Annotated in this window: 20 protein-coding genes; 9 read left to right on the top strand and 11 right to left on the bottom strand. The window is 52.8% G+C overall.

Annotation, left to right across the window (positions count from 1 at the left end; genetic code table 11):
* Positions 1-40: 40 nt before the first annotated feature.
* The 4 genes from thyA to rppH all read right to left on the bottom strand — a co-directional run bounded on the left by thyA (position 41) and on the right by rppH (position 4,757).
* Positions 41-835 carry a thymidylate synthase gene (gene thyA, locus H0247_RS17310; protein ID WP_039312476.1) on the bottom strand — a complete coding sequence of 265 codons (795 nt, stop codon included), beginning with the start codon at positions 833-835 and terminating at the stop codon, positions 41-43.
* 42 nt (positions 836-877) lie between these two features.
* Positions 878-1,738, bottom strand: a complete 861-nt coding sequence (gene lgt / locus H0247_RS17305; RefSeq protein ID WP_180743655.1) for a prolipoprotein diacylglyceryl transferase — start codon at positions 1,736-1,738, stop codon at positions 878-880.
* 226 nt (positions 1,739-1,964) lie between these two features.
* The gene (gene ptsP / locus H0247_RS17300) at positions 1,965-4,211 is read right to left on the bottom strand and encodes a phosphoenolpyruvate--protein phosphotransferase (RefSeq protein WP_180743646.1); all 2,247 of its coding nucleotides are present in this window, start codon (positions 4,209-4,211) and stop codon (positions 1,965-1,967) included.
* Positions 4,212-4,223: 12 nt separating this feature from the next.
* On the bottom strand, positions 4,224-4,757 hold the full coding sequence (rppH, locus tag H0247_RS17295) for an RNA pyrophosphohydrolase (protein ID WP_012773594.1): 534 nt from the start codon (positions 4,755-4,757) through the stop codon (positions 4,224-4,226).
* Positions 4,758-5,453: 696 nt separating this feature from the next.
* On the opposite strand from rppH, the gene mutH reads away from it, so the two are divergent.
* The 4 genes from mutH to H0247_RS17275 all read left to right on the top strand — a co-directional run bounded on the left by mutH (position 5,454) and on the right by H0247_RS17275 (position 8,777).
* The gene (gene mutH, locus H0247_RS17290) at positions 5,454-6,149 is read left to right on the top strand and encodes a DNA mismatch repair endonuclease MutH (RefSeq protein ID WP_180743645.1); all 696 of its coding nucleotides are present in this window, start codon (positions 5,454-5,456) and stop codon (positions 6,147-6,149) included.
* A gap of 251 nt (positions 6,150-6,400) precedes the next feature.
* Entirely contained in the window at positions 6,401-7,117 is a 717-nt protein-coding gene (locus H0247_RS17285; protein ID WP_180743644.1) for a TerC family protein, read from the top strand.
* A 186-nt stretch (positions 7,118-7,303) separates the two neighbouring features.
* Positions 7,304-7,510 carry a YgdI/YgdR family lipoprotein gene (locus tag H0247_RS17280; protein ID WP_304622226.1) on the top strand — a complete coding sequence of 69 codons (207 nt, stop codon included), beginning with the start codon at positions 7,304-7,306 and terminating at the stop codon, positions 7,508-7,510.
* A gap of 205 nt (positions 7,511-7,715) precedes the next feature.
* Positions 7,716-8,777: an NADP(H)-dependent aldo-keto reductase gene (locus H0247_RS17275; RefSeq protein ID WP_180743642.1), complete on the top strand. Its 1,062-nt coding sequence runs from the start codon at positions 7,716-7,718 to the stop codon at positions 8,775-8,777.
* 107 nt (positions 8,778-8,884) lie between these two features.
* Here the strand turns inward: H0247_RS17275 and H0247_RS17270 are convergent, their stop codons facing one another.
* The 3 genes from H0247_RS17270 to trmB form a co-directional block, all read right to left on the bottom strand.
* The gene (locus tag H0247_RS17270; RefSeq protein ID WP_180743641.1) at positions 8,885-9,598 is read right to left on the bottom strand and encodes a DUF2884 domain-containing protein; all 714 of its coding nucleotides are present in this window, start codon (positions 9,596-9,598) and stop codon (positions 8,885-8,887) included.
* A 158-nt stretch (positions 9,599-9,756) separates the two neighbouring features.
* A complete protein-coding gene (locus tag H0247_RS17265) occupies positions 9,757-10,101 on the bottom strand; it encodes a YggL family protein (RefSeq protein WP_180743640.1) in 345 nt (114 codons plus the stop codon).
* A 1-nt stretch (position 10,102) separates the two neighbouring features.
* Positions 10,103-10,822, bottom strand: a complete 720-nt coding sequence (trmB, locus tag H0247_RS17260; RefSeq protein ID WP_180743639.1) for a tRNA (guanosine(46)-N7)-methyltransferase TrmB — start codon at positions 10,820-10,822, stop codon at positions 10,103-10,105.
* A 165-nt stretch (positions 10,823-10,987) separates the two neighbouring features.
* Here trmB and mutY point away from each other — a divergent pair, with 165 nt between their 5' ends.
* The 3 genes from mutY to mltC are packed head-to-tail and all read left to right on the top strand — an operon-like array spanning position 10,988 to position 13,489.
* Entirely contained in the window at positions 10,988-12,094 is a 1,107-nt protein-coding gene (gene mutY, locus H0247_RS17255) for an A/G-specific adenine glycosylase (RefSeq protein WP_180743638.1), read from the top strand.
* Complete coding sequence (locus H0247_RS17250; protein WP_180743637.1) at positions 12,091-12,363, top strand: oxidative damage protection protein; 273 nt, start codon at positions 12,091-12,093, stop codon at positions 12,361-12,363. Before mutY ends, H0247_RS17250 begins: the two co-directional genes overlap by 4 nt.
* Before the next feature lie 52 nt (positions 12,364-12,415).
* The gene (gene mltC / locus H0247_RS17245) at positions 12,416-13,489 is read left to right on the top strand and encodes a membrane-bound lytic murein transglycosylase MltC (protein ID WP_180743636.1); all 1,074 of its coding nucleotides are present in this window, start codon (positions 12,416-12,418) and stop codon (positions 13,487-13,489) included.
* Between the two features lie 206 nt (positions 13,490-13,695).
* On the opposite strand, the gene H0247_RS17240 is transcribed toward mltC, so the two are convergent.
* The 3 genes from H0247_RS17240 to H0247_RS17230 all read right to left on the bottom strand — a co-directional run bounded on the left by H0247_RS17240 (position 13,696) and on the right by H0247_RS17230 (position 17,025).
* Entirely contained in the window at positions 13,696-14,739 is a 1,044-nt protein-coding gene (locus H0247_RS17240) for an alpha/beta fold hydrolase (RefSeq protein ID WP_180743635.1), read from the bottom strand.
* A gap of 215 nt (positions 14,740-14,954) precedes the next feature.
* Positions 14,955-15,788, bottom strand: a complete 834-nt coding sequence (locus H0247_RS17235) for a phosphoenolpyruvate hydrolase family protein (RefSeq protein ID WP_180743634.1) — start codon at positions 15,786-15,788, stop codon at positions 14,955-14,957.
* A gap of 13 nt (positions 15,789-15,801) precedes the next feature.
* Positions 15,802-17,025 (bottom strand): Tm-1-like ATP-binding domain-containing protein, encoded by a 1,224-nt coding sequence (locus H0247_RS17230; protein WP_180743633.1) that lies wholly within the window; start codon positions 17,023-17,025, stop codon positions 15,802-15,804.
* Positions 17,026-17,312: 287 nt separating this feature from the next.
* Between H0247_RS17230 and H0247_RS17225 the strand changes: the two genes are divergently transcribed.
* Together H0247_RS17225 and ansP are read left to right on the top strand one after the other, a co-directional pair.
* Positions 17,313-17,945, top strand: a complete 633-nt coding sequence (locus H0247_RS17225) for a TetR/AcrR family transcriptional regulator (RefSeq protein WP_180743632.1) — start codon at positions 17,313-17,315, stop codon at positions 17,943-17,945.
* Positions 17,946-18,310: 365 nt separating this feature from the next.
* On the top strand, positions 18,311-19,762 hold the full coding sequence (ansP, locus tag H0247_RS17220; protein ID WP_180743631.1) for an L-asparagine permease: 1,452 nt from the start codon (positions 18,311-18,313) through the stop codon (positions 19,760-19,762).
* 306 nt (positions 19,763-20,068) lie between these two features.
* Here ansP and H0247_RS17215 read toward each other — a convergent pair whose 3' ends face one another.
* The gene (locus H0247_RS17215; protein ID WP_180743630.1) at positions 20,069-22,222 is read right to left on the bottom strand and encodes an ornithine decarboxylase; all 2,154 of its coding nucleotides are present in this window, start codon (positions 22,220-22,222) and stop codon (positions 20,069-20,071) included.
* Positions 22,223-22,892 lie beyond the last annotated feature (670 nt).

The raw sequence follows: 22,892 nt of genomic DNA, 5'->3' as shown, positions 1-22,892 counted from the left end.
AAGGGCCGCATGACGCGGCCCTGAAAAGTGTGGGGAAGTTTTAAATCGCAACCGGTGCTTTGATGGCGGGATGTGGATCGTATCCCTCGATTTCAAAGTCCTCGAAGCGGTAGTCGAACAGCGTATCCGGGCGGCGCTTAATCACTAGTTTAGGCAGCGCACGCGGTTCACGGCTCAGTTGTAGATTCGTCTGTTCCAGATGGTTGTTGTACAGATGCGTGTCACCACCAGTCCAGACGAAATCACCGACATCTAGATCGCACTGCTGCGCCACCATATGCACCAGCAGCGCATAGCTGGCGATGTTGAACGGCAGGCCAAGGAAGATATCGCACGAGCGCTGATAAAGCTGGCAAGAGAGTTTGCCATCCGCCACGTAGAACTGGAAAAATGCGTGGCACGGCGCCAGCGCCATTTTGTCCAGTTCACCCACGTTCCAAGCAGACACAATAATACGGCGAGAATCTGGATCTTGTCTCAACTGGGTCAGAACATTCTTCAACTGGTCGATCTCACGACCGTCGGCAGCTCCCCACGAACGCCACTGTTTTCCGTAAACCGGCCCCAAATCGCCGTTCTCATCCGCCCATTCATCCCAAATACTGACTTTATTTTCATGCAGATAAGCAACATTGGTATCGCCGTTCAGGAACCAGAGCAGTTCATGAATAATTGAACGCAGGTGGCATTTCTTGGTGGTCACCAGTGGAAACCCATCCTGCAAGTTGAAACGCATCTGATGGCCGAAAATAGAACGCGTGCCCGTGCCAGTACGGTCGGCCTTCGGCGTGCCCTCTTCAAGCACTTTTTTCATCAGATCCAGATACTGTTTCATACTACCTCACCACAAATATTAAAGAAGGACGGCGGATTATTGCTATGCAGGCTGACGGCGGTAGGCCCAGACCATCATCAGAATACCGGCGATCACCATCGGCAGAGACAGGATTTGCCCCATGCTGAACAGGCCACCGAACAGCCCCAACTGCGCATCCGGCTGGCGGAAGAATTCAGTAATAATTCTGAACGTGCCATAACCGATCAGGAAAAGCCCTGAAACGCTGCCCATCGGCCGAGATTTACGAATAAAGAGATTCAAAATGATAAACAGCACCACCCCTTCCAGCATCATTTGATACAGTTGGGAAGGATGGCGCGGCAGCATGCCGTACTGATTGAAAATCGCCTGCCATTGCGGGTTACTGACGGCCAGCGCCATATCTTCGCCGCGCGAGCCTGGGAACAGCATGGCCCACGGCGTATCCGTCGTCACGCGTCCCCACAGTTCGCCATTGATGAAGTTGCCCAAACGACCAGCCCCCAGCCCAAAAGGAATCAAGGGAGCAATAAAATCAGCGACTTGAAAGAAGTGGCGCTTGGTGCGATGTGCGAACCACAACATGACGCAGATAACGCCCATCAAACCGCCATGGAACGACATGCCGCCATCCCAGACTTTGAAAAGATAGAGCGGATTTTCAAGAAATGACGGGAGGGCATAAAACAGAACATAACCCAAACGCCCGCCGACGAAGACTCCGAGGAACCCCATATACAGCAGGTTTTCGACTTCATCTTTGGTCCAGCCGCTCCCCGGTTTATTCGCCCGACGCACTGCTAACCACATGGCAAATACAAAACCCACCAGATACATCAGCCCATACCAGTGCAACGCCAATGGGCCAATAGAGAAAATCACTGGGTCAAACTGAGGAAACGCCAGATAGCTTGTCGTCATCATTCACCACATATTTTATTGTGTTATCCCTGCTTTCGGGATCGTCATTGATAGGCAAAAGGCAGGAGAATGAATCCGTTCCTGCGAACCGCGGTGGCGAATCATAGCATACGCACCCGCGCTCATTGCTTGCATCGGGGAAAAGTTCTGTAAAACATTGAGTCGTTGTTAAACATTTACTCGCAATTAAATCTTGATATATCCGTCAATACCACACCGAGACGGATTAGCGTCCGCCTCGAATCAAGCCGCCCAATCCGCGCTCTTCCATGAAGATCGCCGCCCACTGTCGGACTTCCGCCGCACTCTGCGCACCGAGTAATTGCTTCACCAACGCCTGCGATTCTGCCAGCGTAATTTGGCGCAGCAGATATTTAATTCGCGCCACGCTACGTCCGTTCATACTGAGCGAGCGATACCCCAACCCCGTCAGCAGCAATGCGCCGAGCGCTTCGCCCGCCATTTCACCGCACACAGAAAGCGGAATATTATGCCGCTCACACTCGACAGCGATCATATTCAACGCCTGCAACATGGAAGGATGCAGACTGTCATAAAGCGATGCCACATGAGCGTTGTTACGATCTACCGCCAGCAGATACTGCGTCAGATCGTTGGTGCCAACTGAAACAAAATCAATGCGGGAAGCCAGATGAGGGAGCAGAAACAGCATCGATGGTACTTCGATCATGATGCCGATCCGCGGTTTTGGCTGTGGGAAGCCCAGTAATTCTTCGACTTCGCCCGCTGCCTGATCGATCAGACGACGCGCTTCACTGATTTCATCCAGACTGCTGATCATCGGCAGCAGAATACTGAGGTTGCCACTGTGTGCGTTAGCCCGCAGCATGGCGCGCGCTTGAATCAGAAAGATTTCAGGTTGATCGAGCGTAATCCGAATACCGCGCCAGCCAAGGCACGGGTTCTCTTCGCTAATAGGCAGATAAGGCAGCGGCTTATCCGCGCCGATATCCAGCGTGCGCAGCATCACCGGGCGCGTTGGATAAAGCTGCAACATGCTTTGATATTGCGCCATCTGTTCATCTTCGGACGGAAAACCGCTTTGCAACATAAAAGGGATTTCCGTACGGTACAGACCCACGCCATCAACCTGATTGATAAAATGCTTTTCGTGTTCAGCACTTAACCCCGCATTCAACATAACCTGAATACGTTCGCCGCTTTTCAACACGGCAGGCTGTTCCATTTCTCCTTCAGCCAAACGGGTTAGCTCATTTTCTTCCGTCAGCAGGCGCTGGTATTCCTGTACCAGCACGGGTTCAGGATCGACCAACAGCTCACCGCGATAGCCGTCGATGATCAGTTGACGCTGGTGCAGCAAGCCGGGCTGAATATCCGCGCCCACCAACGTGGGAATACCCATCGCCCGTACGAGAATCGCCGCATGCGAGTTGGCGGCACCGTCATACACGACAACGCCCGCCAGCCGCTCTGGCGGTAGTTCCGCCAACAGCGTCGCCGTTAATTCGTCCGCAACGAGGATAAAGCGCTCAGGCCACTGCCCCATGATTTGCGCGTTATCATCAAGGTGAAACAGCAGCCGCTGCCCGAGCGCGCGCAGATCGCCCGCCCGTTCACGCAAGTAGGTATCCTGCAAGTTGGTGAACTGCGCGGCAAAACGTTCGATCACCAGCTTCACAGCCCACTCAGCGGCATTGCCCGCATCCACTTCCTGAAAGAGTTCACGCTTGAGTCGCGCATCATTCAGTAAGTGTGAGTACAAATCGAAAATCGCCGCGCTCTCTTTCTGCGCACTGGCGCTAAACCGCTTGCTGAAGCGACGAAATTCCGCCGTTGCCTCTTCCAACGCCTGCGTTAAACGGGATCGCTCACGCTCGCTGTCCAGACTCGACGCGGGGAACACTTGATCCAGAGAAGGCTGGGTACAATCCTGCCAGCCAGGGGCGATCGCCACACCGGGGGCGGCCACCAGCGCCTTAACGCGCGTCTGACGGTATTGACCGAAGAGCGTTTTGATCTGTGAAAGGGAAAGAATCGCGGCCATCTGCGTGGCCAGCGTCACCATGAACGACTCTTCGTTTTTATCAAACTGACGATGTTCACGCTGTTGCACCACCAGTACGCCGAGCAGATGGCGACGGTGGATAATGGGAACGCCAAGAAAAGAGCGGAAATGTTGCTCTTTCACAGCAGGGATATATTTGAAACTGGGATGGGCTCGGGCATCGGCCAGGTTGATAGGCTCGGCACGTTGACCAACCAACCCGACAATACCTTGCCCAAACGCCAGCGTCACCGTGCGCCCGCGCGGCTTTTTCAACCCGCGCGTTGCCATCAGGTAATAGCATTGACGATCGTGATCGGCCAGATAAATGGAACAGACTTCCGTGTCCATAGCCTGACAGGTCTCATTGACCAGAATGTCCAGCGCATCACTAAGGCGGGCCGTTGCCGCAACGTTTTCGACAATTTCTCGCAAGCGCGTGAGCATAATGTGCCTGAATTACCCTCTTTTTCGCCGGGGACCAGATGGGGTCGCCACCCGAGCCGCAACACTCTCCTGAAGCAGTATCACCGGGTTGATAAATTCCTTCATCACGCGACGATACACATCTCGCTTAAAAGAGACGACCTGACGTACCGGATACCAGTAACTCACCCAACGCCAGCCATCAAATTCCGGCGTGCCGCTGCTTTGCATATTGATATCCGACTCATTACACATCAACTGTAGCAAAAACCATTTCTGCTTTTGGCCGATACAGACCGGTTTTGTATCCCAACGCACCAAACGCTTTGGTAATTTATAGCGTAACCAGTTACGGGTAGATGCCAGTACGCGCACATCCTTTTTTCTTAACCCGACTTCTTCAAACAGTTCGCGGTACATCGCCTGCTCAGCACTTTCACCGGGGTTAATCCCCCCCTGAGGAAACTGCCAGGAGTGCTGACCATAGCGCCGAGCCCACATCACCTGTCCCTGCCGATTACAGATTACAATACCAACGTTTGGGCGGTAGCCATCATCATCGATCACCGGACTACCTCAATAAACATCAATGCAAAGATGACCTGATTGTTTCACACTCCCGTCAGGCGGTAAACCACTGCTTAGAAAGCATGTGATACTAATAAAAGTAAGATAACCCACAGATAAGATCAAAGTTATAAACATGTGAAGGCTGAAATGCGCAATTTATTCACTTTTTCTGTGGACATCTTTGTGCAGAACCCATGAAGAAGTGAGTAAAACTCATTTCTCATGAAGAAAAAATATTACTATAAATTAAAAAATAGTGCTTTTTATTCATAAAATTACACCCCATGTTATTGGCAATATAGCCCCCTTTATTTTTGTTCAAATGGCATACAATGCAAGATTGGCGAAAGATCGCACTATGCCGTTTTTATCCACAGGTAATGCCTCAAAGTCAGGCAATAAATAGGCAAAAACAGCAAAGTAACCGAGAGTCAAGGCTGTAAATCGAACCAGTAATTCATGTTTATGTGGGTTATCCAAGAAATCTGTGGATAACCTAGTGTAAGATCCTGTTTATTGTCGGTGGCTATACGTGAACAGTTTGCAAAACTCGGCAAAGTGATCACCATCACACTGAAAAAAAACGCTACGAATCATGCTATTATTGTTTTTCTCCACCGTCTTGCAGGCTGTGCATGGGTATTCCCCATCTGTTGTATTTTTTTTGAGCGGAAAAATATAGAGCGATATGCAATGAATTCACCTAGGGTTCACACGACTGCGCCGCCACACGAGCAAGCCTTGCTGGAACGCGCGCAATCCCTCGCTGGTTATAATCTCGCGGAATTGGCGGACATCGCTCGCCTGCCGCTTCCCGCCAACCTGAAACGCGATAAAGGCTGGATTGGCGTTCTGCTGGAGCGTTTTCTGGGAGCCAGCGCAGGCAGCAAGCCCGAGCAGGATTTCCCTGACATCGGCGTTGAGCTAAAAACCATTCCGATTGATGAACAGGGTAAACCGCTGGAAACCACTTTCGTTTGCGTTGCGCCGTTAACAGGCAACAGCGGCGTTACGTGGGAAAGCAGTCACGTACGACACAAGCTCGCACGGGTGCTATGGATTCCGGTTGAAGGATCGCGGCACATTCCACTAGGGGAACGCCGTGTTGGCGCACCGCTGATCTGGAGCCCCAGCGAAGAAGAAGAGGAACAGCTGCGCTGCGATTGGGAAGAGTTGATGGACCTGATCGTGCTTGGCCAGGTAGAAAGCATCACCGCCCGGCATGGCGAAGTGCTACAGTTACGCCCCAAAGCGGCAAATAGCCGTGCCTTAACGGAGGCCATCGGAGAATTTGGTCAGCCAATTCTGACGCTACCCCGCGGGTTCTATCTGAAAAAAACCTTTACCGCGCCGCTGCTGGCTCGCCACTTTATGCAGCTCAGCAACTGAGTTTCATGAGCGCTATGCTTCATCAGTACGATACTTCGTCGTACACTGATCTTATTGCGGCAAGAGAATGTGGCCTGGGAAAAGCCTGACGCCGGCCCAGATAAAAAACCAGAGCAAAAGGCACGCCAGCACAGGGGGCACAATGCGAGATATGACGAGTATATCTTCACGACATCACACTTTCGCTTGCCTACGCACCAAGCTGGCAGAGTATAATATCGTTTACGTTTCGTTTAAGGTGTATTGATATAATGTTTGATTGGATTGTTGATCCGAACGCATGGTTGGCATTGGGAACGCTGACTATTCTGGAAATCGTTCTTGGGATCGATAACATTATTTTCCTGTCTCTGGTTGTCGCCAAACTGCCTAAAGCCCAACAAAACAAAGCACGCCGCATCGGGCTGATGGGGGCGATGTTGATGCGTTTGGGGCTGCTCGCTTCCATTGCCTGGGTCATGCGTTTGACTGACCCGCTGTTTACCGTATTCGACAACGAGATTTCCACGCGCGATCTGATTTTGTTCTTCGGGGGACTATTCCTGATCTGGAAATCGAGCAAGGAAATTCACGAAACCGTCGAAGGCGGTTCAGAAGACCATACTTCCAAGGTGTACTCTTTCTTTGGCGCGATTGTGCAAATCATGCTGCTGGATATTATCTTCAGTCTGGACTCAGTGATCACCGCCGTTGGCCTGTCTGATCATCTGTTCATTATGATGGCAGCCGTCGTTATCGCCGTTGGAGTCATGATGTTCTCCGCACGTCCTATCGGTGAGTTTGTCGAACGCCACCCGTCCGTCAAAATGCTAGCCTTGTCGTTCCTGATTCTGGTCGGGTTCACCCTGATTCTGGAAAGCTTCGACGTTCACGTACCGAAAGGCTATATCTACTTCGCCATGTTCTTCTCAATGTCCGTCGAGGCGCTGAACCTACTGCGCAGTAAAAAAGAGAAAACGGCACACTGATCGCCACAGAGTGAGCGCTCAAAACGCCAAGCGACCTAATCAGGCGGCCACCAGCCGCCTGATTACACAAAATTAACGCCCCCAACACGCATTTTTTCCATTATTCCTACGTTATCCCTCTCAACCCTTTGCTAGACTCACTTAAGTTTTTGCATTTATTAACGGGTTAATACGATGAAAGTACGGATGAAAATCGCAGTGGCACTGGCGTTATTATTTACCCTTGCGGGCTGTTCCAGCGACTACGTAATGGCGACAAAAGAGGGGCAAATGCTTCTAACGCAGGGAAAACCCGTGCTGGATAAAGATACCGGGCTTCTCAGCTATATCGATGAGCAAGGTAATCAGAAACAGATCAACAGCGACCAAGTTTCCCAAATCGTTCAGCGCTAAGGGCAACGTTAGCCCGTTCTCCCCCCATCGGGCGACGTTCTCTAACAAAATCCCACAAAAGGGTAACAGAAGAGACTTCCCCACTCGCTGTGGCTTCGTTATAGTCAAATTCAGGTGTGTTCTCCCAAATTCATTGGAATCGCAGAAAATCATGCGGAAATGAGGAGAAAGACACCTGCTATTTTCAGACATAAGGAAGCTGGCAATGCAATATCACCGTATTCCCCATAGTTCTTTAGAAGTGAGCGTGCTGGGTCTTGGTACGATGACCTTTGGCGAACAGAACAGCGAAGCAGACGCTCATGCCCAGTTAGATCACGCCATTGCCGCAGGTGTTAACCTGATTGACACAGCAGAAATGTACGCCGTTCCTCCACGCCCGGAAACACAGGGGTTAACCGAGAGCTATATCGGTTCCTGGCTGAAATCCCGTGGCGGCCGTGAAAAACTGATTGTGGCGAGCAAAGTCTCCGGCCCTGTGCGCGGAAACGATCACAGCATCCGCCCACAGCAGGCGCTAGACAGAAAAAATATCCGTGCTGCGCTGGACGCCAGTCTGCAACGCTTGAACACTGACTATATCGACCTTTATCAGTTGCATTGGCCACAGCGCCAGACCAACTGTTTTGGCAAGCTGAACTATCAATATACTGATAGCAGATCGCAATATACTGACGACAAACCGGTCGTTACGCTGCTGGAAACGCTGGAAGCACTGAATGAACAGGTGCGTGCCGGTAAGATTCGCTACATCGGCGTTTCCAACGAAACCCCGTGGGGCGTGATGCGCTATCTGCATTTGGCGGAAAAACACGATCTGCCGCGCATTGTGTCGATCCAGAACCCCTACAGCCTGCTGAACCGCAGTTTTGAAGTCGGCTTAGCGGAAATCAGCCAACATGAAGGCGTAGAACTTCTCGCCTATTCGTCACTGGCATTCGGTACGCTGACGGGTAAATACCTGAATGGCGCAAAACCCGCTAACGCGCGCAACACGCTATTTAGCCGCTTCACCCGCTATACCGGCCCGCAAGCTCAGGCGGCCGTTGCCGAGTACGTGGCGCTGGCGCAAAAGCACGGTTTGAATCCAGCGCAAATGGCATTGGCATTTGTGCGTCAGCAGCCGTTCGTCGCCAGCACGTTGTTAGGTGCGACCACGCTGGAACAGTTACAAATCAACCTCGACAGCCAAAATCTGACGCTGGACAGCGAGATCCTTGATGAACTGGAAGCGATCCACCGTCGGTTCACATTCCCAGCACCTTAAACGACAAAACCGGGCACTGCCCGGTTTTCTTTAATGGGTTCACACAAACAATTCATTCACAAAACAAGGCATTCAAAAAACAAGACGTGAACAAAAACGCTGAACGATTACTTCAGCGTTTGCAGCAGGTTCTTGCGCTGGTTTTCCAATGACGTCACGCGACTGCATACGTCATTACCAAAACGCTGGAACTCCAGTTCCTGATTATTCCACTCGGCCTGAATCGCTTTCTGCAAACCGCCGAGGTTGCCCATCATTGCCTGTAGCGGGTTACCGCCGCTAGACATCTGTTTTACGCCCATCTCGTTCAGGCTATCCTGCAAGACGCCGCCCATGCTTTGCTGCACAATCTGCTTGCCATCTTGCTCAACCTGTTTAATCGCCTGATGGTGGAACGTCAGACCATCACTGCGGTGTTCGATAATACGGTTCATCTGCTGTTTGAGCTGTTTATCCAGCGTAGTCAGACGGTTACGTACATTGCTGTCGTTGCCGAGCTCCCGCACGATCACGTTATCCAGCGCGACGCGCGCTTTTTCCAGATGCTGTTGCGCCCCCTGATCGATCCACGGCAGTTGCTGGCGTATATCCGCCTGATAGGCTTTGGCTTTCTGGCGCTGTTCGGCGTTCAGGGTCAGCGGCGTACCGTTACGGACGATGTCGCCCTGCGGGGAAAGCTGTAAATTACCGCTGGCACCCACGACCTGTACGTGCTGCGGACTGATAATGATGTCGTCCTGCGGGTTCACGTTGCACTGGTAAGCTGCCTGCGCTTGCCAGGACAGCAACATCAATAAACCCAAGGTCATTTTACGCGACATATTTTCTCCTGAAGAAAACAACGGCAGTGGCGAGAAAGCGGCAATGTGCCCTTTGATGAGGCGGATAACGCCTGAGCCATCATCCGCTCAGGCGTTTTTTTACTTAGCTTAACGCGTTGGCGTAAACCAAAGCTCTTCTGCTTTTACTGAAGCAAAAATTACAACAGGTTTTCTGGCAGATCCCACCAGATATCGAACAGATCGCTGACTTTCACATCAGTCAGTTTCTGTTCTTCCAACCAGCGACTAACCAGTTGGCGATGCTCTTCAGTACAGTGACCCAGTTTTTGCAAACAGATGAGACCTTCCCAGTACAGATAACCGCTGCCTTCAAATGCCAGACCCTGTGGTTCAATCACCTCATCAACGAACTTATCCATCAGTTGATCGATGTCTTCCACGTTAGTGCCTTCAGGAAAGCGGAAGCTGACCGAAAAGCCTAATTCCTGAAACTCATCAATGTGCAGTTTTTTACGTAAACGACGACTACGAGCTTGTGCCATTCTATTTTATCCTCTCAAACATCAGATCCCATACGCCATGCCCCAAACGCTGGCCGCGCGCTTCAAATTTCGTTAGCGGTCGAGAATCCGGCCGCTCAACGTAGTCATTCTTATCGGAAAGGTTGCGGTACCCAGCGACAGACGTCATCACTTCGAGCATATGTTGCGCATAAGGTTCCCAATCTGTTGCCATATGGAACACGCCGCCAACCTTCAACTTGCTTTGCACCAGTTCAACGAAAGGCACCTGGACGATGCGGCGTTTATTATGGCGGGCTTTATGCCACGGGTCAGGGAAGAAGAGTTGAACCATCGACAGCGATCCGTCCGGGATCATCTTCATCAGCACTTCGATCGCATCGTGGCACATCACGCGCAGATTGCTGATGCCCGCCTCCTGTGCGGAAGCGAGACACGCCCCCACGCCCGGAAGGTGAACTTCAATACCGAGAAAATTCTGCTCAGGATGCTGTGCTGCCATCGTTACCAGCGAGGCGCCCATCCCAAAACCAATTTCCAGCACCACTGGCGCGTCACGACCAAATAGTGCGTTAAAATCTACCAGCTCGGTCTGATATTCCACGCCCATCACCGGCCAGTAGTTATCCAGCGCCAACTGTTGCCCGTTGGTCAAACGCCCCTGACGGCGGACAAAACTGCGGATACGACGCATCGGGCGCCCATTTTCATCAAATTCCGGTGAAATGACGTTGTTAATCATAAAGAGTGCTTACTTGCTGTCCGATTTCGTTAAGGAAACGCGCATTATGCAAGGATACCGTGGTTTAGCAAGCCCACCGCCTCGGAAAGTTCCGGTTTACAGCACATTCACTCTGTGCTGGAATCGCTGTCAAACTTTTTACCTGTCGGATAGTGACCCCATTTTATGATGCAAGCGCAACAGTTCGCCCATCAGGTGCTGGACTGGTATCAACGCTATGGCCGCAAAACCCTGCCGTGGCAGCTTGAGAAAACTCCCTATAAAGTATGGCTATCCGAAGTGATGTTGCAACAAACGCAGGTCACCACGGTTATTCCCTATTTCCAACGCTTTATGGAACGTTTTCCCAATGTGAGCGCGCTGGCGGCAGCGCCGCTGGACGACGTGCTCCACTTATGGACCGGGCTGGGCTACTACGCCCGCGCGCGCAACCTGCACAAAGCGGCCCAGACCATCGTGTCACGCCACGGCGGTGAATTCCCCACCACGTTTGATGAAGTCGCGGCGCTCCCGGGCGTCGGGCGTTCCACCGCTGGCGCGGTGCTGTCGCTCTCTCTCGGCCAGCATTACCCGATTCTCGACGGTAACGTAAAGCGCGTGCTGGCACGCTGCTACGCCGTTGACGGCTGGCCAGGCAAGAAAGAGGTCGAGAAGAAACTGTGGGCGCGGAGTGAAGAGGTCACGCCAGCCGAGGGCGTCAGCCAGTTTAATCAGGCGATGATGGATCTCGGCGCAATGGTCTGTACCCGTAGCCGCCCTAAGTGCGAGCTGTGCCCGCTGAACACGGGTTGCATGGCGTACGCCAACCACAGTTGGGCGCAATACCCCGGCAAGAAACCAAAACAGACGCTGCCGGAGAAAACGGGCTGGTTCCTGTTGATGCAGCAAGGCTCTCAGGTCTGGCTGCAACAGCGCCCCGCCGTGGGTCTGTGGGGCGGGCTATTTTGCTTCCCGCAGTTCAGCGAACGTCGGGAATTGGAACTCTGGCTGCAACAACGCGGTCTGAATCCTGATGGATTGCAACAGCTTGTCGCGTTCCGCCATACCTTTAGCCATTTTCATCTGGATATCGTTCCGCTCTGGCTGGACGTATCGCAGACCGATCGCTCACAAAACAGGTCCTGCATGGATGACGATGCGGGTCTCTGGTATAACTTAGCGCAGCCGCCGTCTGTCGGACTGGCCGCCCCAGTAGAACGCCTGCTGAGGGAGCTGGCTCACCCGCAGTCTACACGTTTGAATGCCTGCGCAATTGATGAGGAAGAAGCATGAGCAGAACGATTTTTTGTACTTTTTTACAACGCGACGCCGAAGGGCAGGATTTCCAGCTCTATCCCGGCGATCTGGGCAAGCGCATCTATAACGAAATATCTAAAGACGCCTGGGGGCAGTGGCAAACCAAGCAAACGATGCTGATCAACGAGAAAAAACTCAGCATGATGAACGTTGACGACCGTAAGCTGCTGGAACAGGAAATGATCAAATTCCTGTTTGAGGGGAAGGACGTACACATCGAAGGCTATACGCCTCCGAGTCACTAAAATGGCGGGCTTTCGGGCCCGTTTACGTCCCTATTCCGACACGGCTTGTTATATGAAGAAAATGTTAGCTTTGCTGGTGATTGCACCGCTGCTGGTTTCCTGTTCGGGAAACAAAGGGAATGCCGACAACGAAGAGTTTATCAAGGATACTAATGCCTTCGATATTTTGATGGGGCAATTTGCCCACAACATCGAAAATATCTGGGGTATGAATGAAGTTCTGATCGCCGGTCCGAAAGACTACGTCAAATATACCGATCAATATCAGACGCGTAGCCACATCAACTTTGATGCCGGTTCTATCACGATTGAAACCATTTCGGCGACCAATTCCGTTGCCAGCCTGCGCCAGGCGATTATCACCACCCTGTTAATGGGCGATGACGCCAGTAACACCGACCTGTATTCCGACGCTAATGATATTCAGATCAGCCGCGAACCGCTGCTGTATGGTCAGGTGCTGGATAACACCGGACAGCCGATCCGCTGGGAAGGGCGTGCCGCCAGCTTCGCGGATTATCTGCTCCAGAACCGTCTGCAAAAACGGACTTCCGGCCTGCATGTTATCTGGTCGGTCACGATCCAGCTTGTGCCGAACCACCTGGATAAGCGTGCACACAAATACCTGCCGCTGGTGCGGAAAGCCTCCGAGCGTTACGGTATTGAAGAGTCGTTGATTCTGGCGATTATGCAGACAGAGTCGAGCTTCAACCCTTACGCCGTCAGCCGTTCCGATGCGTTGGGTCTAATGCAGGTGGTACAGCACAGCGCGGGGCGCGATGTCTTCAAGATGAAAGGGAAATGGGGACAGCCGAGCCGCAGTTACCTGTTCGATCCAGAACAAAACATCGACGCGGGCACGGCCTATTTGTCGATTCTGAAGAACAGCTATCTGGCTGGCATTGAAAACCCAACATCAAGACGCTATGCCGTCATCACCGCGTATAACGGTGGCGCAGGCAGCGTGTTGCGCGTCTTCTCCAACGATCGGGATCGCGCCGTAGGCATTATCAACAGTATGTCGCCGAGCGATGTCTATCAAACGCTGACGACCAAACATCCGTCTGCCGAATCACGCCGCTATCTGTACAAAGTGAATACCGCACAGAAAAATTATCGCCGTTAATTCACGCGTGCCATAGAACGCCGCGCTGCCGGGTTGACTCCGGTAGCGCGGATTTCCACCGACTCGAACATTATGCTCCAACGTCCTAAACAGACACTCAGACATGCTATTCCAGTGTTTTCCCGACATCTTCAACCGCTAATTTTTGCGGCTAACGGGGGTAAGTCCGAGTGTATGGCGTAGTCAGTACCCACTTCGGGAACAGGCTACGGTTTCCGCCACGCCGCCTGAAGAAACTCGCTGACGTCCTTCACCACTTCCTGATGGATCTGCTCACGCGAACGATCTCCCCCATCGAGACAAATCATGCCATCCCCTGGGCTCTCAGCGTTGATGATCTCAACGGCGCCCGGCTTACAACGCTGTATGAAACTAAAATGCGTCGCGTCTGCTATTTCCTTATACGTTGAATATGCTGATGGCAGTTTCTGCGCCAGATCGTGAGATTCCAGTGCAGTAGGCAGTTCCTCATCGTGATATCCCGCCGCCATGGTCAAAACGGGAACCTTGATGGCCGCCAGACTCTCTGCGGTAAACCCTCTCGCCATCCCCATATCCAACAAAACTACCGCGCGGAGGCGCGGATCCGCGAGTGACTCATCAAGCTGTGCACGTGATGCGGCATTTTTTGCGACTTGCATCTTTTCATAAACCGTACAGGACGCCAGCTCAGCGTGCGTCAGACAATCTTTCTCAAATTGCGCCGTGCTAAAACGCCCACCCGCTAACGCCAATACCGTCCAGCCCCCCAGCGAGTGTCCCACTGCGGCAATCCGCTTCGCATCAACCTGTCCCGTTTTTTCTGGCGTGGCGAGCAGTGCCGTAATCACGCGACTGAGGTCACGAGGCCGCTGCCAAAGCGCCTGAGCGTTCTCAACGCGCATATTTTTAAAGGTAGTCCCAGGGTGGTTGGGCGCGGCAACAATATAGCCTTGTTTCACTAACGCCAGTGCCAACCAGTGTTGATTAAACCAGCTCCCGCCGTAACCGTGTGAAATCACGATCAAGGGATGTTCACCGGGTTCAGGCAGGGCGTTTTTACTCACCGCGATACCAGGAAAAACAGCATCGTCCCCTATGATCGTGGTTTGTGAGGATGCCGAAACCGGATAAAATACGGCGACGTCTAACGGCCTGTTATTGACCTCATCCGCTAATGTTATCTGTTGAAAACCAATGCCCGCGTTTGCCATAACGGCAAAGCTGAGTAATAAGTTCGTGACTAATCCTATCGTGATACGCCATGTCATACCTATTTCTCCGAAGTTTTTGCACCATGAAAAATAGCATGTATAACAGTATCTTTCTCCCCTGTGCGACCTAAAACGCTATTGAGTACCTCTCTGTGGTACACAAAAAAACTGCGGCCAGCGTGTGCTGGCCGTATTCCCTGATATTGACGCAAAATTTACCCGCCTTTGTTCCAGCATTGGGACATCAGCAGGTAGAGAGCCAAAAAAGTGTGTTAACGCTTAATTTTTTTAAATTGCTGTGTTGTAGCCGTTAGCGCGGTTTCTGTCGGCAGTCGCTCCATCGAGCTGGCGCCGTAAAAACCATCGCACTGCGGACAATGGTCCATAATGAACTGAGCATCCTGCGGTGTTGAAATCGGCCCGCCGTGGCACAGAACAATCACATCCTTACGTATCGCCTTCGCCTCATCTGCCCAGTGATTAATCAACGGCACACAGTCTGCGAGATTCAGCGCCGTTTCCGCCCCAATATTGCCGCCGGTGGTTAACCCCATGTGCGGGACAATAATGTCCGCGCCCGCTTTCGTCATCGCAACCGCATCGGCCGCACTGAACACATAAGGTGTGGTCAGCATGTCTTTTTCATGCGCCAGACGGATCATATCCACTTCCAGTGCATATCCCATGCCGGTTTCTTCCAGATTGGCGCGAAAATTACCGTCGATCAGCCCCACGGTTGGGAAGTTCTGTACGCCAGAAAAACCCAGCGCTTTCAGGTCATCCAGGAACTTGTCAAACTGACAGAAAGGATCGGTTCCGTTCACACCCGCCAGCACCGGCGTATGTTTCACAACCGGTAGAACTTCTTTCGCCATATCCACGACGATCTCATTCGCGTTGCCGTAAGCCAGCAGGCCAGCCAGAGAACCTCTCCCCGCCATGCGATAGCGACCGGAGTTGTAGATCACAATCAGATCGATGCCGCCCGCTTCTTCACATTTCGCGGAAAGCCCCGTCCCTGCGCCGCCACCGATAATCGGTTCACGGCGGGCGATCATTTCGCGGAATTTTGCCAGCAGCTCCTGACGATTCATGCCTGACTTCATCCTTTTCCCCTTCTTATTTCACTAAAGCCCGAAACGCATCGACAGCCGCATGGGCAAATAAAGGATCGTTAATATGGAAAGGCAGACGAATAATCTGTCGTCTTGCCGTTTGCTGCACAACGCTCTCCAGCGTGCTGATAAACGCATCACGCGCTTCCGGGTGCCAGAATGCCTGTTCCGGCGCATCCAGCGCAGAGAAGCCGCCTTCGGGGATCAGGAAGCGCACTTCGCCTTCGCAGCGGTTCAGCTTCTCCCCAATCCAGCGCGCCATCGCGATATTTTCGTCTATCGTCGTACGCATCAGAGTGACTTGTGCGTTGTGGTTGTAGAACAGACGATGCGCGTATTTCTCCGGTATGCTGGCGGGCGCGCCAAAATTCACCATGTCCAGCGCCCCGCAGGAGGCCACGTAAGGCACCTGCGTCTTGGCTATCGCGTCAAACCGTTCCGGCCCGCAGGCCAGCACGCCGTCAAACAGTAAATCGCACACTTCCGTCGTCGTGAGATCGAGCACGCCAGTGAGCAAATGGCTGTCCACCAGCTTTTCCATCGCTTTCCCGCCGCTACCCGTCGCGTGAAAAACCAGACAGTCAAACTCCGCTTCCAGCAATGCACTGGCTTCCTGAATGCACGGTGTCGTTACGCCAAACATGGTCAGGCCAATCGCGGGCTTATCATCATGATGTTCCTGAATCTTAAACTTCACGGCCCCCGCAATTTGGTGCGCGGCGTTGCCAAGAACCTGACGAGAAATACGGTTCAGGCCAGCCACATCGGTAACGGAGTACATCATGCTGATATCGCTGGCACCGATGTAACCGGAGATATCGCCAGAGGCCATCGTCGACACCATCAGCTTCGGCATCCCGATCGGTAGTGCCTGCATCGCGGGCGTGATCAACGCCGTGCCGCCGGAACCGCCAAGCCCAAGCACCCCAGCAATGTCATCGCGCGACAGCATGAAGTGCTCAAACGCAACGGCCATGGCGCCAATCGCCTGCCCTCTGTCATGGCAAAACACCGCCGACGCGCCCTGCGGGTGGTACGATGCCACCGTTTCTGCGCTGATATCTGTCACCTCTGACACCCGTGCGTCCGTTGACGGCGATGTCGTTGACAGATCGACCGTGACGGTTTTCAAGCCTGTCGCGGCAATCAGATCGCGGACGTAAATCTGTTCCTTCCCTTTAGTATCCGCTGTACTTGCAATATAAATGCTGCCAACTTCACTTCCCACTCGGTATCCCTCCCACCATTAGTGAAACAATTAACAGATTGATATAAATGATAATTACAAGAAACAAAAAACAGAAAGACTAATTAATCGCCATATTGAGACTTGAGTATCAGAAATACAATTCATTAAATACTCAAATGAGACAAAAGTCTCAAAATATTATATACAACATTACATTGACAGTAAGAAAGCTTGACATGGCACAAGAATCACTCAATTTGCTATAGTTCAGGCGACAACGCCGTGCTGCCCGATAGCGTCCGGCCCGAAAATTCAATGAGGTCTATGTGATTGAACGGGATGAAACACTGACATCAACACGGGCGAAAACCCGTCGTTTATTAATTGACACCGCTATGAATATGTTCGACCAGGGCATATTCCCTTCCATTACCGATGTTGCCGCCGCGGCTCAGCTTTCACGCGCGACGGCCTATCGCTATTTCCCGACGCAAAGTGCGTTAGTCTCCGCCGTTGTCGGTGAAAGCCTCGGCCCGATTCTGGCGTGGCACCCGACACAGCCGGATGCCAGCGAACGCGTGGCCGAATTGCTGCGCTTTGCTTACCCAAGGATGCTGGAACATGAAGGTGCGCTGCGTGCCGCACTGCATCTGTCACTGCAACAATGGGCCGATCGCCGTTCCAATCGCCTGCATACGGATACGCTGACGCGCGGCAATCGTAAACGCCTGCTCAAGATTGCCACTGAACCGCTGGAAGGAAAAATCACGCCGGAAGCACAACAGCGGGTGATTTATGCCTTATCACTCATTTACGGTTCCGAGGTTTTTCTGGTGCTGAAAGATATCTGGCATCTGGAAGAAGACAGCATTCAGGATGTCACGCAGTGGGTCGCCAAAGCCATTTTACGGCAGGCGGAAGAAGACGCCGCGCTGGCAGCTTCACAGAAAACCGGATGAACACATTTATGCTGCGTCCCGCCCCAGTTCTAGCTCGCCTAACTGGGGGGATTTCCCGTCTGATGCCCCGCCCCCGACACCACACGCTCTGACACACTTTCCTTCTCTCCATTTTTTGCCACAGCACACAGGAAAAGGTAGCATCGCTGCCGTTGTTTTCTGCCATGCGGCGTACCGCGCTCAGCGCACTATAAAAAAACGCTGGGAGCGTTTTTCAACGTTGTGTAGCAACGGCCCGAAAGGTGCCGGACAGGGATGTTCGGCATAAAAAAACGCCACAGAAAAAACATAGTCAATTGAATTCGAAATAATAATAGCGAGCGCATCGCCAAGAGATGCGTGACAGACAGGAAAACACCGAGTAAATGACACAACATTCTTCTCCTCATAGCGAGCATCATACCGCCGCGCAACGTCTTCACGAAAAGGGCTATCACCAGAGTATCGGCAACCGCCACGTACAGATGATCGCGATTGGCGGCTCTATCGGCACCGGGTTATTTCTTGGTGCAGGTGCACGTCTGCAAATGGCAGGGCCCGCGCTGGCGCTGGTCTATCTGGTTTGCGGCATCTTCTCTTTTTTCATTCTACGAGCATTAGGCGAGCTGATCGTGCATCGCCCCACCAGCGGCAGCTTCGTGTCGTACTCACGCGAGTTTCTGGGTGAAAAGGCCTCCTATGTGGCAGGCTGGATGTACTTCCTCAACTGGGCGATGACCGGCATTGTCGACATCACCGCCGTCGCGCTCTACATGCACTACTGGGGCACATTTGCCGATGTCCCGCAGTGGCTGTTCGCGCTGGGGGCGTTGTCCATCGTCACGCTGATGAACCTGATTGGCGTGAAATGGTTTGCCGAAATGGAGTTCTGGTTCGCGCTGATTAAGGTCGCAGCCATCGCTATTTTTCTGGTGGTCGGTACGGTCTATCTCGGCACCGGCAGCCCGCTGGACGGCAACACGCCCGGTTTGCACCTGATTACCGACAACGGTGGCCTATTCCCGCACGGGATTCTGCCCGCGCTGGTGCTGGTTCAGGGGGTGATATTTGCCTTTGCCGGTATCGAGATCATCGGGACAACCGCAGGCGAATGTAAAGACCCAGAGAAAGTGCTGCCGAAAGCGGTCAACAGCGTCATCTGGCGTATCGGCCTGTTCTACGTCGGCTCTGTTGTGCTATTGGTCTGTCTGCTGCCGTGGAACGCTTATCAGGCGGGACAAAGCCCGTTCGTGACCTTCTTCAGCAAACTCGGCGTGCCCTATATCGGCACGGTCATGAATATCGTGGTGCTGTCCGCTGCGCTGTCCAGCCTGAACTCAGGTCTGTACTCGACGGGACGCATCTTGCGCTCGCTGTCGCTGGGCGGTTCGGCGCCCGCTTTCCTGTCAAAAATGAGTACGCAGTCCGTGCCCTATACCGGTATTTTGGTCACAGTCGGCATCCACATTATCGGTGTGGTGCTGAACTACGTGGTACCGTCGCAGGTGTTCGAGATCGTCCTGAATATCGCCTCGCTCGGCATTATCTGCTCTTGGGCATTCATCATTCTGTGCCAGATGCAACTGCGCAAAGCGATTCGTCAGGGGAAAGCCAAACCGGTGGCATTCAAAATGCCCGGCGCGCCCGTGACATCGTGGCTGACGCTGGCTTTTCTGATGAGCGTGCTGGGATTGATGGCGTTTGATTACCCGAACGGCACCTGGACGGTTGCGACCATTCCGGTACTGGCGATCATGCTGATTATCGGCTGGCGCGGGCTGAAAAAGCAGCGTGAAGCGGTGAAACTCGCCAACCAGCAGGAATCTGATTTGCGTTAAGAGACTAATATCTTAGGGCAGAAAAAACGTAGGCTCGCTTCCGAGCCTACGTTTGAGGTTGTTGACAAAATCCGTAGAGCGGGAGTAACGGATAGATCGTAAAGACGCTGCGAGTACGTCCATGTACGCTCGGATTGCGCAGATATGAATCTCATCCCTGAGATTCACCCTGCCGGGCCGTCGCAAGCGACTTTCAAAAGCGTTCCTGACGCTTTTGTCCCTGGCGCAAACGCTTTACTCTTCTATTCCGCTACTGCCGTTTTCATTCGGTAAATAGGTTTATCAACGGTCTGAAGATAAGTGTAATTACTGTTCTACTACGTAACCGTACAGGCGCTTGCTGCCATCTTCTTCTGCGACGCTGTAAACGCCCTGCAATTCCGGAGAGAAGCCCGGCAGCAGGTTAATACCCGCTTCCAGCGCCAGAAAATAGCGCTGTACCGCCCCGCCCCAGGTTTCCCCCGGCACGACACACAGTACGCCCGGCGGATACGGCAATGCTCCTTCTGCCGCGATACGTCCTTCTGCTTCAGCGATAGGAACCAGTTCGATATTCCCGCGTACAAATTCCCTGTTGGCATCCTGTGGCAACATCACCACGGACGGAAACTCGGTTTTGCGGAACATGGCTTTTTGCAGATCTTTCACGTTGTGCTGAGCGTAAAAGTCATGCATTTCCTGACACAGCCGGCGCAGCCGGTAACCGCGATAACGCTCTTTGTATTTCTGATACAGGCTGGGCAGCACTTCACTCAGCGGCGCATCACGGGCGATGAGCGTCTCGAAATGCACCAGCGCATTCACCAGCTCCTGCATTTTTGCAGCGTCTTCCGCTGGCGTTAGCAGGAACAGGATCGAGTTCATGTCGCATTTTTCCGGGATAATGCCGTGCTCGCGCAGGTAGTTGGCTAGGATCGTCGCCGGAATACCAAATTCGGTATAATCGCCGCTAATCGCATCAATACCCGGCGTCGTCAGCAGTAATTTGCAAGGATCGATAAAATACTGATCCTCCGCATACCCTTCGAACGCATGCCACTTCTCGCCCGGCTCAAAGTTGAAGAAGCGCACGTCCCGCGCGATGGTTTCCGTGTCGTGATCCTGCCAAAGCGCGCCGCCCACCGTCACAGGCACGAACGGTTTGATGAGCGAACAACGCGTCAGCAACTGCTTACGCGCCTCAATGCCCAGCTTCACGCAGTCCATCCACATCCGACGCCCGCTTGCCCCTTCGTGCATTTTGGCATTGACATCTAGCGCAGCGAACAGTGGGTAAAACGGGCTGGTCGAGGCGTGCAGCATAAAGGCGTTATTCAGCTGTTTATGGTTGCAGAAACGGCGCTGACCTTTGATATGCGTATCTTTCTTGTGGATCTGCGAGGTCTGGGAGAAACCAGCCTGCTGCTTATGCACCGACTGCGTCACGAAAATCCCCGGCTCGTTCTCATTCAGATCCAGCAACAGCGGCGAACACTGCTCCATCATCGGGATAAACTGCTCGTAGCCGACCCAGGCGGAGTCAAACAGAATGTAGTCGCACAGGTGCCCAATGCTATCGACGACCTGACGCGCGTTATAAATCGTGCCGTCATAGGTGCCGAGCTGGATGACGGCTAGACGGAACGGGCGCGGCTCATTGGCGCGTTCCGGCGCAACCTCCGCAATCAGCTTGCGCAGATAGGCTTCATCAAAACAGTGCGCATCCACGCCGCCGATAAAGCCGAACGGATTGCGTACGGTTTCCAGATAGACCGGCGTCGCGCCCGCCTGAATCAGCGCGCCATGATGGTTGGATTTATGGTTGTTACGGTCAAACAACACCAGATCGCCACGCGCCAGCAGCGCGTTCGTCACCACTTTGTTCGCGGAGGACGTGCCGTTCAACACGAAATAGGTTTTATCGGCGTTAAACACGCGCGCGGCGTGCTTCTGCGCCTTCTTCGCTGCTCCTTCATGAATCAGCAAATCGCCCAGTTTGACGTCCGCGTTACAGATGTCCGAACGGAACACATTCTCGCCGTAAAACTCAAAAAACTGACGCCCTGCCGGGTGCTTGCGGAAGAACTGACCGCCCTGATGCCCTGGGCAGGCAAACGTCGTGTTTTTCATGTTGACGTACTTGGTCAGCGTATCGAAAAACGGTGGCAACAGGGTATCCTGATAGGCTCTCGCCGCTCGCTCCAGCACGTTAGCGTGCTCACCATCGTCATCAAGAACCAGCCATTCGCTGCCCGCAGGCAGAACATCCAGCGCTTTATCCTCATCAGGCTCTTCGACAAACGCTGGGATACTAAAGCCCGTGTGCTGCAATATCGACAGAATGCCGCTGCGTGCTTCCTCAATCGAAACAACGACCGCCGCCACATCGGTGAAGTCGGTCTGACTCAACGCGACAATCTCGCGCGTTGTGATTAAACGGGTGGCAACCGCTGCATTCGCCGCAATTTTTAACTGTTTCATGTAACCAAACCCAAACGGTTAAAGGTAAGTGTACGTGCCTGGAAGACACCGTTCAGGGATAACAATCCCGACCAATCACAATGCCAATCAATAACGACAAGCGCATGATCCCTACAGGTCAACTGTAGGCCAAGAATGGAAAAACTGGAGCCAGCACCATCCGATAGACATCAGTAAAAGCAGAGGTGTACTCTATTTTTACTCATGCCTAACAGTGAGCGAACGAACGCCTCACCGCATGGTGAAGGAGGATAATCGACAGAGAGAAAAGTAAACCGCGCAGCGGTGGGAAGAAGAAACGCGCAGTGACGTCATCAACGAACTGGCGCGAGCGTTTTGCACCATGAGCAATGAGTCTGACATATCGGCGATCCTCTTTAGCTAACGCTAACTACGCTTAAAGGGGCGTTCAGGTGAACGAGACGTTAAAAAACCGCGCAATAGTGGCATTATTCTTCATCAAATTCAACAATCCAGCCCGCATTCAAGGCGGTAAAAAGTGCAACGAAACATGCCGCGAGAATTAGGAAGAAACATTACCGCACTAAATGTGCTGAAAGGATCGCCAGGAATCGGCTAGCAAATAATACAATTGTCTGAAAATAGCGCAGACAATCCGCTTTGTGACAGAAACCCGTTGACGCCATGCAGCCAATACGGTTTAATGCGC

It is taken from the genome of Pectobacterium sp. CFBP8739, assembly GCF_013449375.1.
GTDB lineage: Bacteria > Pseudomonadota > Gammaproteobacteria > Enterobacterales > Enterobacteriaceae > Pectobacterium.
Note: the sequence above shows the minus strand (reverse complement) of the source record. Positions and strands in the feature narration are given on the sequence as shown.